Annotated in this window: 15 protein-coding genes and 1 tRNA gene; 13 read left to right on the top strand and 3 right to left on the bottom strand. The window is 65.2% G+C overall.

All coding sequences use genetic code 11. The features are described 5' to 3' along the window. Window positions 1-33: 33 nt before the first annotated feature. Window positions 34-2,997: a TonB-dependent receptor gene (locus AAG591_RS01965; RefSeq protein ID WP_342529221.1), complete on the bottom strand. Its 2,964-nt coding sequence runs from the start codon at window positions 2,995-2,997 to the stop codon at window positions 34-36. A 196-nt stretch (window positions 2,998-3,193) separates the two neighbouring features. Between AAG591_RS01965 and infA the strand changes: the two genes are divergently transcribed. From infA to purQ, 13 genes are all read left to right on the top strand, one after another. Continuing rightward, window positions 3,194-3,454 (top strand): translation initiation factor IF-1, encoded by a 261-nt coding sequence (gene infA, locus AAG591_RS01960; RefSeq protein WP_342529220.1) that lies wholly within the window; start codon window positions 3,194-3,196, stop codon window positions 3,452-3,454. Window positions 3,455-3,476: 22 nt separating this feature from the next. After that, complete coding sequence (locus tag AAG591_RS01955; RefSeq protein ID WP_342529219.1) at window positions 3,477-4,052, top strand: Maf family protein; 576 nt, start codon at window positions 3,477-3,479, stop codon at window positions 4,050-4,052. Window positions 4,053-4,061: 9 nt separating this feature from the next. Then, the gene (locus tag AAG591_RS01950; RefSeq protein WP_342529217.1) at window positions 4,062-5,018 is read left to right on the top strand and encodes a ribonuclease E/G; all 957 of its coding nucleotides are present in this window, start codon (window positions 4,062-4,064) and stop codon (window positions 5,016-5,018) included. Next, window positions 5,015-5,206, top strand: coding sequence for a DNA gyrase inhibitor YacG (locus tag AAG591_RS01945; protein WP_342529216.1), 192 nt, complete (start codon window positions 5,015-5,017; stop codon window positions 5,204-5,206). Before AAG591_RS01950 ends, AAG591_RS01945 begins: the two co-directional genes overlap by 4 nt. A 103-nt stretch (window positions 5,207-5,309) precedes the next feature. Continuing rightward, a tRNA-Phe gene (locus tag AAG591_RS01940) sits at window positions 5,310-5,384 on the top strand. A 464-nt stretch (window positions 5,385-5,848) separates the two neighbouring features. Continuing rightward, window positions 5,849-6,451, top strand: coding sequence for an NAD(P)H:quinone oxidoreductase (wrbA, locus tag AAG591_RS01935; RefSeq protein WP_342529215.1), 603 nt, complete (start codon window positions 5,849-5,851; stop codon window positions 6,449-6,451). A gap of 269 nt (window positions 6,452-6,720) precedes the next feature. Beyond that, the gene (locus AAG591_RS01930; protein WP_342529214.1) at window positions 6,721-7,155 is read left to right on the top strand and encodes a DUF2141 domain-containing protein; all 435 of its coding nucleotides are present in this window, start codon (window positions 6,721-6,723) and stop codon (window positions 7,153-7,155) included. Next, the gene (locus AAG591_RS01925; RefSeq protein ID WP_342529213.1) at window positions 7,152-7,793 is read left to right on the top strand and encodes a hypothetical protein; all 642 of its coding nucleotides are present in this window, start codon (window positions 7,152-7,154) and stop codon (window positions 7,791-7,793) included. Before AAG591_RS01930 ends, AAG591_RS01925 begins: the two co-directional genes overlap by 4 nt. After that, the gene (locus AAG591_RS01920) at window positions 7,786-8,100 is read left to right on the top strand and encodes a winged helix-turn-helix domain-containing protein (protein WP_342529212.1); all 315 of its coding nucleotides are present in this window, start codon (window positions 7,786-7,788) and stop codon (window positions 8,098-8,100) included. The genes AAG591_RS01925 and AAG591_RS01920 overlap by 8 nt, the downstream gene beginning before the upstream one ends. Window positions 8,101-8,153: 53 nt before the next feature. Next, a complete protein-coding gene (locus tag AAG591_RS01915) occupies window positions 8,154-9,458 on the top strand; it encodes a cation:proton antiporter (RefSeq protein ID WP_342529211.1) in 1,305 nt (434 codons plus the stop codon). Between the two features lie 117 nt (window positions 9,459-9,575). Next, window positions 9,576-10,379 (top strand): phosphoribosylaminoimidazolesuccinocarboxamide synthase, encoded by an 804-nt coding sequence (gene purC / locus AAG591_RS01910; RefSeq protein ID WP_342529210.1) that lies wholly within the window; start codon window positions 9,576-9,578, stop codon window positions 10,377-10,379. A 103-nt stretch (window positions 10,380-10,482) separates the two neighbouring features. Next, window positions 10,483-10,716 carry a phosphoribosylformylglycinamidine synthase subunit PurS gene (purS, locus tag AAG591_RS01905; protein ID WP_342529209.1) on the top strand — a complete coding sequence of 78 codons (234 nt, stop codon included), beginning with the start codon at window positions 10,483-10,485 and terminating at the stop codon, window positions 10,714-10,716. Between the two features lie 3 nt (window positions 10,717-10,719). Further along, entirely contained in the window at window positions 10,720-11,394 is a 675-nt protein-coding gene (purQ, locus tag AAG591_RS01900) for a phosphoribosylformylglycinamidine synthase subunit PurQ (protein ID WP_342529208.1), read from the top strand. A 9-nt stretch (window positions 11,395-11,403) separates the two neighbouring features. On the opposite strand, the gene AAG591_RS01895 is transcribed toward purQ, so the two are convergent. After that, window positions 11,404-13,761, bottom strand: coding sequence for a putative bifunctional diguanylate cyclase/phosphodiesterase (locus AAG591_RS01895; protein ID WP_342529207.1), 2,358 nt, complete (start codon window positions 13,759-13,761; stop codon window positions 11,404-11,406). Window positions 13,762-13,823: 62 nt separating this feature from the next. Next, window positions 13,824-15,647, bottom strand: a complete 1,824-nt coding sequence (gene glmS / locus AAG591_RS01890) for a glutamine--fructose-6-phosphate transaminase (isomerizing) (RefSeq protein ID WP_342529206.1) — start codon at window positions 15,645-15,647, stop codon at window positions 13,824-13,826. Window positions 15,648-15,649: the final 2 nt, after the last annotated feature.

The following is a 15,649-nucleotide window of genomic DNA, read 5'->3' as shown; positions in this document are numbered from 1 at the left end:
CGACGTTCGCGGAGGGGCTTGGGGATGAGCCGGTCAGAACAGCTTGCGAAACTCGACGGAAACCGTCCGCCCGAGCGGATCGATCAGCGCGGGCTGGAAGCGCGTGGGAGTGAGCCCGTTGCCATCGACCACGTCCTGTCGCGTGTTGAACAGGTTATCCACCCTCAGCGAAAGGCGCGCACCCTTGAAGAAACCCGGTGTCTCTCCGGTCAGCCATTTCTGCTGCTCCAGGTTTGCGAACAGCCGCAGGTCAAACGTCACAAGATCGCCGAAATAGAGATCCTGCGCGCCGGTCGTATCGCTGCCGTCGATCCGCGTCGGACCTTGGTATTTGCCGCTCAGGCGTGCGCCGAGGCCTTTGTAGAACAGGCCGCCCTCCAGTTCGACCTGATGGCGCGGCACTCCGCCCGACTGGCCGGACGCATCGCCATCGAGGAAGTTCAGTTCGGGCACGCCCGCCGCGATCAACGCCGTGTTCTGGAATTCGATCGAGTGATAAAGGCTCAGGCTCCAGCGCCCCTGGCCGTCGCCGCCTCCGAACGGCCCCCCGCCGCCGCCGCCGCCGCGACGACCACCGCCACCGCCACGCCGCTGGCCTTCGCCGGCTTGCGAACCGTCTGCCTGGCAGATTGCCGTGCGCAACCGGGCGAGACGTTCCTCGTTCACCGTGCCATCCTCGTTGGTCAGCCGCTGGCGCAGGCCCTCGGGCAGTTTGGCAAGGTCGATCGGCGCATCGGGAGCCGTGCACAGCGCTTCGCGGATCGCTGCAACTTGCTGCGGATCGAAACCACCCGGACCGCCGGGGCCACCGGCGCCATCGCTCGAACAGATCCGTTCGCGCGCCTGGGCCAGTCGTTCCTGGTTGACCGAACCGTCTTCATTGGTCAGCCGGTCGCGAATGAAGGGCGGCAGCTGCGAAAGGTCGGGCACCGTGCCGGGTTCGCTGGCGCAGAACTGCTCCCGCATCTGTTGAAACTGTTCGGGTCCCATCCGCCCTGCGCCGCCGGACGGTGCGCCGCTTGTACCCTCCGCGGAAGGACGACCGGAACCGCCTCCGGGGCGTCCGCCACCGCTGCCGCGCGATCCCTCCTCTGCCTGAGCCTTGCCGACCTTGCCGAACAGGTTGATGCCGTAGCGCAGTCGCCGGCTGTTCCGCTTGGCATAGGTGATCGGGGTCTGGTCGACCGCAATCAGCGTGCCCGCACCATTACGTGTCACCCGATCGGGGAACGCCGCCTCGATATCCGCGGTGAGGAGGGGAAAGCTCTCGGTCGTGTTGCGCGCGTTGTTGTCGAAAAATTCGACCAGAATGCTCGCCCGATCGAACAGGTCGAGATCATAGTTCGCGCTCAGCTTGAAATCGTTCTGGTTCGACGCGGGCAGCGCAGCATTGCCGCCGGTCGTCACGGTCGCCAGCACATTGTCGCCGGTAGCGAAATCGTACACCGGCACGTTGAACGTCTGCACGTTCGGGGCACCCAGTTCGGTGAGGCTGGGCGCAGCATCGCGGTTGACCCACGTCGCGCCCAGAGTCAGCCGGTCGGTAATATTCCATGTCAGGCCCAGCGTCAGGTCGGTCAGCGTGCCGAAGTCGGAAAGATGGTCGACACCGAACGCGGCATTCAGCGTCAGGTCCCCGATCGCGTCGAGGAAGCCTTCGCGCCGACTGGTCAGCGGAATTCCGAGGTTGATCCCCCCATTGATCCGCCCCCGCGTCAGCTGGACACCGCCCAGCGCAGTACGCGTGTCGTCGCTTTCGATACGGTTCCATTTGTAACCGCCGTCCAGCGTCATGTTCACTTCGCCGCCGGGCAGCAGCAGCGGCGTACCGCGCAGCGTGGCAAGCGAATTGACCGTGTAGGTCGTGCTGTTGGAACGGTCCGTTCCGTTGCCCGGAACAACCGGCAGCGGCCCGTCGATCTCGATCAGGCCTGCATCGACCTGATCCTGCAATATCGAGAGGTCGCGGCGCCGGTCGATATCGGTCTGGCTGTCGCTGTACGTACCGTCGAGCGTAGCATCGAAGTCGAAATCGCCGAACCTCTGGCGATAGGCTCCTCCGCCGGAAATCGTGGTGCTACGTGTACGCCGGGTCAGCGGGTTCGCATCGACCGCGCGAACCTCGCTCTGGGTTCCGTCGGTCAGGGTGACGATTTCCAATCCCGACAGAGAGCGCGAATAGTTCTGCGCCGCCGAAAGATTGGCCGATATCGCCTTGGCATCCGCGCCTTCCCCGATCGCGGTGTTGAACGACCCTTCCAGTTCGTAGCTTTCCGACCCGCCTTGCAGACTGCGGAAGCGGGCCGGGTCTGGATCCGTCGCAACCGTGGGCTGCGTGCCCGGGGTTTGCACAATGTCGCGCTCCGCCTCGGTCAGCATGCTCGTGGTGTTGAACTCGGCGGCAATATTGATCCGTCGCGGGCCGCTGATCGAAAGCTGCGATACCTCGATCTCGCCGTTATCTGTGCCACCTTCCAGCGAGCCGCCATATTCGACCTCGATTTCACGGGCCTTGAAATTATCCTTCAGGATGAAATTGATCACCCGCTGATCGGCCGGATAGCCGTATTGCAGCGCGACCTCTTCGGGGAAGACTTCGACCTTCTCGATCGCTTCGGGCGGGTATCGGCGCAATTCCCTGAAATTGGCGATCCGCTGGCCATTGACCAGGATAACCGGGCGTCCGTCGCCCCGTCCCCTGCCCGACCCGGTCTGCGGGCCGAGCTGGGCGATAAGGTCTTCCAGCGAATCGGCACCGTAAGATGCAATGTCGGCTGCGGTCAGTTCGATGACCGGGGGAACATCGGTGTCGACCGAACCACGCTGCCGCTGAGCAGTTACGACGATTTCGGTCGGGTCGCCGCTCTGATCTGGCTCGGCCACCTGATTGGTGGCGGGGCCATCGCCAACAGCGTCCTGAGCGAGGGCAGGCATGCAGATGACCGTGGCGAGCGCAACAGCGGAAACCCGGGTGGCAAGGCGGGGAAGAGACGTCATAGTGGGCGTAATTCCTGAATTATCCTGCATCCGCCCCGGGGCATTGGGTTGCAGGCGAAAGAGCGAATTGCAATCGTCGGTACGTAACGGATTGTCGCCCGTTCCTTTCGCGTTGCTGACACGGACTTTCCTTTTCGCCCCATGATCGCTAAATCGCCGGAAAATTCGACGAACTGCATAAGGACACGATCAATTCATGGCTAAGGAAGAGCTCCTCGAAATGCGTGGTAAGGTGGTCGAGCTGCTGCCCAACGCAATGTTCCGGGTCGAGCTCGAAAACGGCCACGAAATCCTCGGGCACACCGCGGGCAAGATGCGCAAGAACCGCATCCGCGTGCTGACCGGCGACGAAGTGCTGGTCGAACTGACCCCATACGATCTGACCAAGGGGCGCATCACCTACCGCTTCATGCCTGGTCGCGGCGGGCCTGGTCCGCAGAACAACCCGCCTTCCTGATCCACCCCAAGTGGAGCGGATAGTGACGCCGCGCCTGATTCTCGCCAGCTCCAGCCCGCGTCGGCGCGACCTGCTCGCGCAGATCGGCGTGATCCCGGACGATATCCGCTCGCCCGACATCGACGAGGTGCCGCGCAAGGGCGAGCTGCCCCGCCCCTATGCCGAGCGCATGGCGAGCGAGAAGGCACTCGCGGTGCCGCGGGCCGAGGGCGAAGTCATCCTCGCTGGCGACACCACGGTGGCGGTCGGGCGACGCATCCTGCCGCAGGCGGCATCCGAAGCCGACGTATCCAGCTTCCTGCGCTTGCTGTCGGGTCGCCGGCACCGGGTCTATTCGTGCATCTCGGTCATCGATGCTACGGGGAACCAGCGCACCCGCTGCGCAGCCTCGCAGGTCCGGTTCAAGCAGCTCTCCGCAGAAGAAATCGCTGCCTATGCCGCCAGCGGCGAAGGCATCGGCAAGGCAGGCGGGTATGCGATCCAGGGGCGTGCGGCAGGGCTGATCGACTTTCTCTCCGGCAGCCATTCGGGCGTCGTCGGGCTGCCGCTGTACGAAACGCGCGGCCTGCTGAAGGCGGCGGGTATCGCGCTTGGCTGAGTGGTTGCCATGACCTGGTTGATCGAGCGCGGGGTCGCAGAGACCCGCGCCATCCAGGTCGAAGGCGAGCAGGTGCGCGCCGCGAGGGTGCAATGGCCGGGCGATATCGCGCTCGGCGTAGCACCCGCCCGGCTGGTCCAGCGCCGCGCTGGGGCGAAGCGAGGTGTCGCTCGCACCGCCGATGGCACCGAGATCAACGTCTCGGGCCTGGCTCGTGAAGCGAGCGAGGGCCGCGAGATTACGGTCCGCATCACCCGTGCCCTGATCGCGGAAAGCGGTCGCCTGAAGCGCGCGCAGGGCATTCAGGTCCGCGATGGAGCGAGCGACGCGGCATCTCCTTCCGTCCTTCACGATGCTACCACGGTCCACCGCTTTCCCGCCGGTGCGTGGGAGGATGTGTGGGCCGACGCATGGACCGGCGAGGTCGCCTTCGCGGGCGGATCGCTGATCGTGAGCCCGACGCCCGCGATGTGCGTCATCGATATCGACGGCGACCTGTCCCCGCCCGAGCTGGCGCTGGCAGCAGTTCCGGCGATCGCACGTACCCTGCGCCGATTCGATCTTGCCGGGTCGATCGGGATCGACTTCCCCACCCTTTCCGAAAAACAGCACAGGCGCGCGGTGGACGATGCGCTGGGGCAGGCGTTGGACGACTGGCCGCACGAACGCACGGCGATGAACGGCTTCGGCTTCGTCCAGCTTGTCGCCCGCCTCGAAGGACCGTCGCTGCTCCACCGCTTTCACTTCCACCGCGTAGGCGCGGCGGCGCGGATGCTGCTGCGGCGCGGCGAACTGGCCGAAGGCGCAGGTCCGCGCCTGCTGCTGCGAGCGCACCCCGCGGTTGCGGAGCGACTCGCCCCCGAATGGCTCGCCGAACTGGCCCGTCGCAGCGGACGCAAGGTCGAGGTCGAACGCGATGCGACGCTTGCACTCGATGCGGGGCACGCCCAAATCCTTGCATCATGAGCGAAACCAGACGCCCCCCCTCCAAGCGCCCCTGCCCCATCTGCAAGTCCCCCCGCCAGACCGAGGAATACGCGCCATTCTGCTCCGCGCGCTGCCGCGACAAGGACCTGAACCGCTGGTTCAACGACGGCTACAGCGTGCCCGGCAGGCCCGCCGATCCCGAAGAGATTGCCCGCGAACAGGATTGAGCGCGGGATAGGGCTTGCCAAGCGGCCGAGGCTTCGCCATAGGCGCGCACTCATTCGCTCGCCGGACCATCCGCCGCCAAGGCAGGTCCGTCGTCGTGGCGACGCCCGGGTAGCTCAGTGGTAGAGCAGACGACTGAAAATCGTCGTGTCGGTGGTTCGACTCCGCCCCTGGGCACCACGCCCCTTCCTTCCAGACCATCGCCTCGCCAAGCGGCAGCAGATGCCGATGCAGGCATCGCGTCCCGCCCCCGCAACACGATCGCTGCGTCCGATCGGTAGCGTGGAGAGAGTGACAGGGTGACAGGTGTCACCCAGGTGTCACCCTGCCAGCTGGAAAAACGACACTTTATTTTTCAATAGCTTATGGGGAACACCCGCCCCTCAGGGTGACAGATCGGCGTTTTTACGGCGTTTTTTCTCGGACGCACACGGCTCGCCCATGCGGATCGGCTCCGCACTTACCTCCCTGCGCGCAAACGCGGAACGGCGCGGCCTTCCAGCAGGTGCCCGACGGTGAGAATGAGCGCGTCCGGCCTAGCGGATCGGCCGCCTGTAGGAAAATCGGGACGCCGCCCTCTGCGAAACACCGACGCTTCCCACGCATTGGTCGATCACACATCGAACACACGCGAAGGGAAATCCATGACCAAGATCCTCGTCCTCTATTACTCCTCCTACGGCCACACCTCTGCGATGGCGGAGGCGGTTGCCGAAGGCGTGCGCGACGGCGGCGGTGAGGCCGTGATCCGCCACGTGCCCGAAACCGCGCCTGAAGAGGTCGCGAAGAACGCGGGGTTCACCGGGATGCCCGGGCACGACGAGATCGAGGGGCCGGACGCGTTGACCGACTACGACGGCATCGTGGTCGGCAGCCCCACCCGCTACGGCCGCATGACCAGCCAGATGGCGTCTTTCTGGGACCAGACCGGCGGGCTGTGGATGAAAGGTGCGCTCGTGGGCAAGGTCGGCGCGGCATTTACCTCCACCGCCAGCCAGCACGGCGGGCAGGAGACGACGCTGCTCTCCATCCTCACCAACCTGCTTCACATGGGCTGCACGATCGTCGGGCTCGACTACGGGTTCCAGGGCCAGATGGGCGTCGACGAGGTCAAGGGCGGCGCGCCCTATGGTGCGACGACGATCGCAGGCGGAGACGGCAGCCGCCAGCCGAGCACGACCGAGCTGGACGGTGCGCGCTACCTCGGCAAGCGGGTCGCCCAGACGGCGGCCAAACTGCACGGCTGATTGCCGATCGGACAGGACGGCGCGGCTCGCACTCGCGGGCCGCGCGGTGCCTGTTTCAGGCCGATGCCTGACACAGTGGGTCAACGCGAAAAACGAAGCCACCTCCCGCGCTCTGATGGGGCACGACAAAAGCTCGGCTACGGAGGGCGGCCATTCTCCGAAGCTAGCGTATCTCCAGCGTCGCAGCGCGGATCACGATGACGTCGCTATCACTTGCCATGCCAAGTACTTTAAGTTTTAAAGTGCGCGTCGCAACAAAGGAGAGTGACATGATTCGCCGATCCCTCTGCGCCGCTACCGCGCTCGTCGCGATGGCGACTGCCAGCCCTGCCCTCGCGGGCGACGTTACCGTCACGCTGACCGATGTGCGGCCGGACGCGGGCGACCTCTACATCAGCCTGCAAAGCGAAGATCAGTTCATGCAGGCCGCAGCCGTCGCGGGCGAGAAGGTGGTCGACCCGCAGACCGATACGGTGACGGTGACCTTCCGCGATGTCCCCGATGGCCGCTATGCGATGTCGGTATGGCACGACATCAACGGCGACGGCACGTTCAACATGGGCCCCCACGGCCCCGCAGACGGCTGGTCGATGATCGGCGCTGACGATCTGCGCGGGATGCCGACCTTCGCCCGAAACAGCTTCGCCCTCTCCGGCAGCGTTTCGCTTACCGAACGCGTGCACTACCCGGAGAACAGCCAATGACCGCAACCTCAGCACCCAGCGCGCAGGACGATCTGCGCATGATGCGCGAACTGGCGGAGGAAGGGCGTAGCCGCCCCCTCCTCTCAGGCCGCCATCTGCTGTTGTTCGGCGCGGCGATCGCTCTGGCGAGCCTGCTGCACGGGGCTGTGCTGGCGGGCTTTTTCGCCTGGCCGCCCGTCGCCCTGCCGATCATCTGGCTGGCCCTGATCGCTCCCGCCGCGATCGTGAGCCGCATGTGGCGCCCCGCCCCAGGCGATTGCCCGCAGACGATCGGCAACAAGGTGGAACAGGCGGTATGGCAGGCAGGCGGTGCTTTTCTGGGCGTGGTCTCGCTTTCGACGCTTGCCCTCGCCTACCTGAGGCTCGAACAGTCGGGGGAGACGATGACGTTCTTCCTGATGAGCATGATCGCGCCGATCACCTTCGGCGTCTACGCCACCGCGCTGGCCGCCAGCGCGGCCGCAGGGCGCGTGCCCGCGTTGAAAGCCTACGCTGCCCTCGCGATGGTCTTCGTCGTCGCCAGCGCGCTCACCGCAGGGACGGCGATTCAGTTCGTGGTCATGGCGCTGGGCGCGGTGGTGGTGTCGGTGCTCCCCGGTCTGATGCTGCTCAAGCGAGAGAGGCTGCCCCGTGGCTGATCCGCCGCTCGATTACCGGGCGATCGACGATACGATCCACGGGCGCGTCAGGCTGGCCACGATGGCCTACCTCTCAGGCGCGGAATGCGCCGATTTCGGGGATTTGCGTGCGCGCACGGGGGTGAGCGACGGCAACCTGTCGGTCCACCTGCGCAAGCTGGAGGACGCGGGCTACGTGAGAATCGAGAAACGCTTCGAAGGCAAGAAGCCCGTCACCACCGCGTGCCTGACCGACGCAGGGCGCGAGGCGTGGATCGTCTATCTCGACCGGATGAAGGCCATGCTGTTCGGGGAGGACGCGGAGTAACGGCAAAGCGGTCGCCCCTTCCCGCCAGCGCCGCGCGCGTCTAGGCGGGGTGCATGCACACCGCCGCCGCAACCGCGCTTTCGCCGTTCGACATCGCCGCGATCCTCGTCGTGGCGGCGGCGGTGTTCGGCTATATCAACCATCACTACATCCGCCTGCCGCATGTGATCGGCCTGACGATCATGGGCGCGCTGGCGTCCGTAGTGCTGACCGTGCTCAACGCGCTGGTGCCCAGCATCACGCTGGACGAGACGGTTTCCGGCCTGCTCGAGCAGATGAATTTCACCCAGACGCTGTTGCAGGGGATGCTCAGCTTCCTGCTGTTCGCGGGCGCGCTGCATGTCGATCTGGAGCGGTTGAAGGCGGACTGGCTGCCGGTGCTGCTGCTCTCCACCGTCGGCGTGATCATCTCCACCGTCGTAATCGGTGCGGCGGCGTGGGGCGTGGGGATGCTGATCGGCGTGCAGATCGCGCCGATCTGGTACTTCGTGTTCGGCGCGCTGATCTCCCCCACCGATCCGGTCTCGGTCCTCGGCGTGCTCCGCGAAGAGAACGTGCCCGCCTCGCTCCAGAGCGCGGTCGCGGGCGAGAGCCTGTTCAACGATGGCGTAGGCATCGTGGTCTTCACCATCCTGCTGGGCGCGGCGGTGACGGGCGCGGATTTCAGCTTCGGCGAAGGTGCGCGGCTGTTCGTGATCGAGGCAGGCGGCGGCGTGGCGATGGGGCTCGTGATCGGCTGGCTCGGCTTTCGCGCCCTGCGCTCGATGGACGAGTATACGCTGGAAGTGCTCATCACCCTCGCTGTGGTGATGGGCGGCTATGCGCTGTGCACCCAGCTGCATGTCTCCGGCCCGCTCGCGATGGCGGTTGCCGGCCTGCTGATCGGCAACCACGGCGCCAATCTGGCGATGAGCGACCTGACGCTCGATTACGTCAACAAGTTCTGGGAACTGGTCGACGAGGTGCTCAATTCGGTCCTGTTCCTGCTGATCGGGCTGGAAGTGATCGCGCTGGTCCCCGGCGTGAGAGAGCTGGTGTTCGGACTTGCCGCGATACTCATCACGCTGGCTGCGCGTGCCATTGCGGTGGGCGGCGCGATCAAGGCGATCCCTGCCGCGCGGCTTTCCACCCCGGGGTCTGGCCGGGTGCTGTGGTGGGGCGGCCTGCGCGGTGGCATCTCGGTCGCGCTGGCGCTGTCGCTGCCCGCGGGCAGCACGCGCGACCTGCTGCTGGCAGCGACATTTGCGGCGGTGCTGTTCTCCGTCCTCGTCCAGCGCGCTACGCTGGGCAAGTTGATCGACAGTCTCAAGGCCTCGCATTCCCCCGTGATGGACGCGAGCGGGCCCGGCGCGGATTGAAGCGGCACGCGTTTGGCTGTACGGCGAGCCGATCCGCCCCGGCAGGGACGCGCCGCATAGGTGCCGTTCGCGATGCCGGGGCGCAGTCATTTTTGCTAAATTGCGCAAGGTAAGCCCATGTCCCGTCGCCGCCAGATCTACGAAGGCAAGGCCAAGATCCTCTACGAAGGTCCCGAACCCGGCACGCTGATCCAGTATTTCAAGGATGACGCGACCGCCTTCAACGCGGAGAAGAAGGGCACGATCAACGGCAAGGGCGTGATCAACAATCGCATCAGCGAATACGTGTTCACCCGCCTCGGCAATATCGGCATCCCGACGCACTTCATCCGCCGCCTCAACATGCGCGAACAGCTGATCCGGCAGGTCGAGATCATCCCGCTCGAAGTGGTGGTGCGCAATGTCGCGGCGGGTTCGATCTGCAAGCGGCTGGGGCTGGAAGAAGGCGAGCCGCTGCCCCACTCGCTGATCGAATATTACTACAAGGACGACGCGCTGGGCGATCCGCTGGTCGCCGAAGAGCACATCGCCTGCTTCAACTGGGCGAGCCAGGACGAGATGCAGGACATGGCCGCGATGGCGATCCGCATCAACGACTTCATCGCAGGGATGTTTGCCGCAGTCGATATCCGGCTGGTCGACTTCAAGCTGGAATTCGGCCGTCTGTGGGACGGCGACTATAGCCGCGTGATCCTGGCCGACGAGATCAGCCCCGACGGGTGCCGGCTGTGGGACATGAACTCGGGCGAAAAGCTCGACAAGGATCGCTTCCGCCGCGATCTGGGCGGCGAAGAAGAAGCCTACCAGGAAGTCGCCCGGAGGCTCGGAGTGCTCCAGAACGACGACAACGCCCCCGGCGAAGTCTTCGACCTCTCCGCCCATCGCGGCCGCATGCGCACCGGCGCCCCGAAGAAGAAGTAACGGAAGAAGTCGTGAGCATCCGCTTCGGCCGCGTTGCGCTTCAAGCGGGGCGACGCTAGGCGACGGGTCGCATTCACTTACCGGACGACGAAAGCCCCTGCCGATGAAAAAGCGCATTTTCGTGACCCTCAAGCCCGGCGTGCTCGACCCGCAGGGCCGCGCGGTTCATCACGCTCTCGACGGGCTCGGCTACGCTGGCGTCAACGACGTGCGGATCGGTCGGCTGATCGAGCTCGACGTGGCGGACGACGTTTCCGACGAGACGATCGCAGAGATGTGCGAGAAGCTGCTCGCCAACATGGTGATCGAGAATTACCGGATCGAGGATGCGGGCTGAGCCATGAACAGCGCGGTCATCACCTTCCCCGGCTCCAACTGCGACCGCGACATGATGGTCGCGCTGCGCGACGTGTTCGGCAAGGCACCGACGCAGGTCTGGCACCGCGACACCGCGCTGCCCGACAACCTCGATTTCATCGCCCTGCCCGGCGGTTTCTCTTACGGGGATTACCTGCGTTCGGGCGCGATGGCGGCGAACAGCCCGATCATGCGCGAAGTGAAAGCGGCGGCGGAGCGCGGCGTGCCCGTGCTGGGCGTGTGCAACGGTTTCCAGGTGCTCACCGAAGCAGGCCTTTTGCCCGGCGCGCTGATGCGCAATGCGGGGCAGCATTTCGTGTGCCGCGATGTCGCTCTGAAGGTGGAGAACGCGCAGACGCTGTTCACCGCCGCCTATGAGGCAGGCGAGACGATCACCATCCCGGTCGCGCACCACGACGGCAACTATTTCGCCGATGAGGCGACGCTCGACGCGCTGGAAGGCGATGGCCGCGTAGTTTTCCGCTACACGCAGGCGACCAACGGCTCGCGTCGCGATATCGCCGGGATCGTCAACGCGGGCGGGAACGTGCTCGGCATGATGCCGCATCCCGAACGCGCCATCGACCCCGCACATGGCGGTACCGACGGACGGCGTCTGTTCCAGGCCGTCATGGAAGGCCTCGCCGCAACGGCGTGACCCGGCCTATCAGGCGCGCAGGGCCTGATAGTCGCGATCGAACAGGGCGCACGCGTCGACGCTGGTCATCGGGCGCCCGAAATGGAAGCCCTGAATCCGGTCGCAGCCCATGTCGCGCACCAGCTTCGCCTCTTCCTCGGTCTCTACGCCCTCGGCGGTGGTCTTCATCTCCAGGCTTTGCGCCATCGCGACCACCGCGCGCACGATCGCCAGGCTTTCGCTGCTGCCTTGCGCGGCCCCCTGAACGAAGCTGCGGTCGACCTTGATCGTGGAGAATTGCAGCTTGCGCAGGTAGCCGAGCGAGGAATAGCCCGTTCCGAAGTCGTCGAGCGCGACTTGGCAGCCGAGTGCCATGACCTTGCTGAGCGCAACGCGGGCGACCTCGGTATCGTTCAGGAAGATGCTTTCCGTCACCTCGATCTCGAGCCGGTGCGGGTCGAGCCCGCTGTGCGACAGGGCTTCGACCACCGATTCGACGAAATCAGGCTGGACGAGCTGCTCGGGCGAAACGTTGACATTGACCTTCACGTGATCGGGCCAGAGCGTTGCCTCGCGACAGGCGTTCTGCATCACCCAAGTGCCGATGGGCACGATCAGGCGGGTATCTTCGGCCACGGGGATGAATTTGGCGGGGCTGACCAGCCCGTGTTCGGGGCTGTGCCACCGCACCAGTGCTTCGAAGCTGACGACCTTTTCGGTCTTCGCGTCGACCACCGGCTGGAAATTGAGCATCAGCTCGTCTCTTTCGAGAGCCTTGCGGAGCGAGAATTCGAGCTGGCGGCGTTCCTCCGCATCGGCGTGGAGCGAAGGCTGGTAAGCGAAATGGACGCCGCGCCCATCGTCCTTCGCACGGTAGAGCGCCAGATCGGCATTGCGCATCAGCTCGTCCACCGTCTTGCCGTCGCGCGGCGCGAGGGCGGAACCTGCGCTGGCACCGACGAAAAGCGTGTGATTATCCACCTCGTAGGGCTGAGAGAGGCGCTCGATCACTCTGCAGGCGATCGCGTCGACTTCGCCGTAGTCACGTACTTCATGAAGAACGATGCCGAACTCGTCGCCGCCCAGTCGGCCGCAGATATCCGCTTCACCGACGACCTGGCGCAAGCGTCGCGAGACCTGTTCCAGCAATTTGTCGCCGATGTGGTGGCCCAGCGAATCGTTGACCGCCTTGAACCGATCGAGGTCGACCATCAGGAATGCGCACCGCCGGCGGGATTCGCGCGCTTCGTCCATCGCAGCGTTCAGCGCCTCGTGCAGCATCAGGCGATTGGGAAGTGCGGTCAGCGTGTCGTATCGCGCCAAGTAGGCGATCTTATCGGACGAATTGCGCTGCGCCGTCACGTCGGAGCCGACGCCGCGATAGCCGAGATATTCGCCCTTTTCGCCCACGATCGGTGTGCCGGACAATTCCCACCAGCGACGCTCGCCCCGCACTTCGACCTGGACCAGCAGGTTGGAAAAGCTCTCTCGCGACTTGATATGGTCAGCGAGATCGCGAAGTCGCATCGCCGCAGGGTCGGTCTCCGCCATATTGCCGGCAATCAGGCTGAAGAAGGGTTGTCGTTCGAGCTCGGCAGCGGTGGAGCCCATCGCATAGGCGAAGCGCGGCGATGCCGAGCGCACGCGCCGGCTCGGGTCGATCTGCCACAGCCAGTCGGCCTCGTTCTCTCCGAATTCTCTCAGGAGCAGCGAAACCGTGTGGGTTTTTTCGAGCAGCAAGCCTTCCGCGACCGCAAAGCGCAGGAAGTCCGTCGCCCTGATCCACACCGATCCGTAAGCGAAGAACGTGAAAAACGCGACGAATACGATCATGTCGTCGTGCCCCGCGAGCCAGAAGCCCGTGGCAGCACCCGCCGCCAGAAAGGTGATGAAGGCATAGGCGCTCAGCGGCACCACCCCCATCATGACGACACCCCCGATCGCGATACCGGCGCCCAGCACCAGCCCGCGAATTGCCATTTCCGATCCTGCCACGAGGTGCAGCAAGGGCATCAGGCTGGCCCAGCCCACCCCCAGCATGATGCTGCCGAGGAGGTGCGAGCGTGCCTCGCGGACAGTCAGGGCGGGCTCGTCGATCTCCAGGATGTACGCGTCGCGCCGGGTGTAGATGTACAGGCTGACGGCAATCCAGGTGACCCAGCAGGCCATCAGCGGCAGCGGGAGATCATCCGCGAACATCACCAGCGCGAGCAGTGCGCCAGCGACATGTCCGGCGATCCGGGGCCCCCGGAGCCTTGCGAGTTCGCGATGCTGGAGCAGCCACAGGCGTGGCCAATCGAGGCCCCGCCCGGCCTTCAGGCCGAACACTGCCGTCACCGGCAACCTCTGGCGCAAGGCCGGGTCTTCCAATGCTGTGTTATCGCTCACCCACGGGGGCGTATCGATAAATGGTTAGGTCCGGGTAAAACCCAAGCGACTTGTCAGATTTTTTATTCGACCGTCACCGATTTCGCGAGATTGCGCGGTTGATCGACATCCGTACCCTTCACCAGCGCCACATGATAGGCCAGCAGTTGCACCGGTACCGCGTATACCAGCGGCGCGATCAGCGGGTGCACGCGGGGCATCTCGATCGTGGCAAGGCAGCCCTCGCCCGCTTCCTCCAGCCCCTCGCGGTCTGAGATCAGCACGATCTTGCCGCCGCGCGCGCGGACTTCCTGCATGTTGGAGACGGTCTTTTCGAACAGCGGGCCCGAGGGTGCGATCACGATCACGGGCACATGCTCGTCGATCAGCGCGATCGGCCCGTGCTTCATCTCGCCGCTGGCGTAGCCTTCGGCGTGGATGTAGCTGATTTCCTTGAGTTTCAGCGCACCTTCCATCGCCATCGGATAGTCCGGCCCGCGCCCGAGATAGAGCACGTCGCGCGCGGGCGCGATCAGGTGGGCCATCGCGGCAATATCGTCGTCGTGATCGAGGGCGCTGTTGAGCGCGGCGGGCGCTTCGAGCAGGTGGCGCACCACCTCCTGTTCCTCGGCGCGATCCATGCCGCCCTTCACCACCGCGAGCTTCGCGGCGAGCGCGGCGAGCACCGCCAGCTGGCAGGTGAATGCCTTGGTCGAGGCAACGCCGATTTCGGGGCCCGCGTGGATCGGCAGCAGCAGGTCCGCCTCGCGCGCCATGGTGCTGGTGGGCACGTTGACGATCGCGGCGATGGTCTGCCCCTGCGCCTTGCAATAGCGCAGCGCGGCGAGCGTATCGGCAGTCTCGCCGCTCTGTGAAATGAACAGCGCAAGGCCGCCCTTGGGCAGCGGCGGTTCGCGGTAACGGAACTCGCTCGCGACGTCGATGTCGACGGGCACGCGCGCGAATTCCTCGATCCAGTACTTGCCGACCATGCCCGCGTAGTAGGAGGTACCGCAGGCAACGATGGTCATGCGTTCGATGCTGGAGAGATCGAAATCCATCTGCGGCAGCGCAACCGTCTGGTCCGCCTGACGCACATAGCTGGACAGGGTCTGCGCAACCACGGTCGGCTGTTCGAAGATCTCTTTCTGCATGAAGTGGCGATAGTTACCGCGCTCGACCGCAGCGGCGCTTGCGCCCGAGGCGACGATTTCACGTTCGACTTCATGGCCGTCGATATCGAAAATCTGCGCGCCTTCGCGCGTCACGACTGCCCAGTCGCCTTCTTCGAGATAGGAAATCCGCTGGGTTAGCGGGGCGAGCGCGAGTGCGTCGGACCCGACGAACATCTCCCCATCGCCGTAGCCGACCACCAGCGGAGAGCCGAGCCGCGCGCCGATGATCTTGTCGGGATGCTCGGGAAACAGGATCGCCAGCGCGAAGGCACCGCGCAGCCGCGGCAGCACGGTCTGCACCGCTTCTTCGGGCGATGCGCCGCGCTCCACCTCGCGGCTGACCAGCAGGGCGACGACTTCGCTATCCGTCTCGCTTTCGACCGCGTAACCGTCGGCAAGCAATTCGTCGCGCAGCGGGCGGAAATTCTCGATGATACCGTTGTGAACCAGCGCGGCGGCCTTGCCCGCGTGCGGGTGGGCATTGGCTGCGGTCGGCGCGCCATGCGTGGCCCAGCGGGTGTGCGCGATCCCGATATTGCCGGGCGCGGAATCCTTCGTCAGCACTTCGACCAGATTGGCGAGCTTGCCCTGCGCACGGCGACGAACCATCCGGCCGTCATCCAGCGTGCAGACCCCGGCACTGTCGTAGCCGCGATATTCCATCCGCCTGAGGCCATCGACCAGCCGGTCGACGACGCTCTCACCACTCACGATTCCGATGATGCCGCACATTT

Origin of the sequence: Citromicrobium bathyomarinum, assembly GCF_038594485.1 — a bacterium.
Classification (GTDB): Bacteria; Pseudomonadota; Alphaproteobacteria; order Sphingomonadales; family Sphingomonadaceae; genus Alteriqipengyuania; species Alteriqipengyuania bathyomarina_A.
Note: the sequence above shows the minus strand (reverse complement) of the source record. Positions and strands in the feature narration are given on the sequence as shown.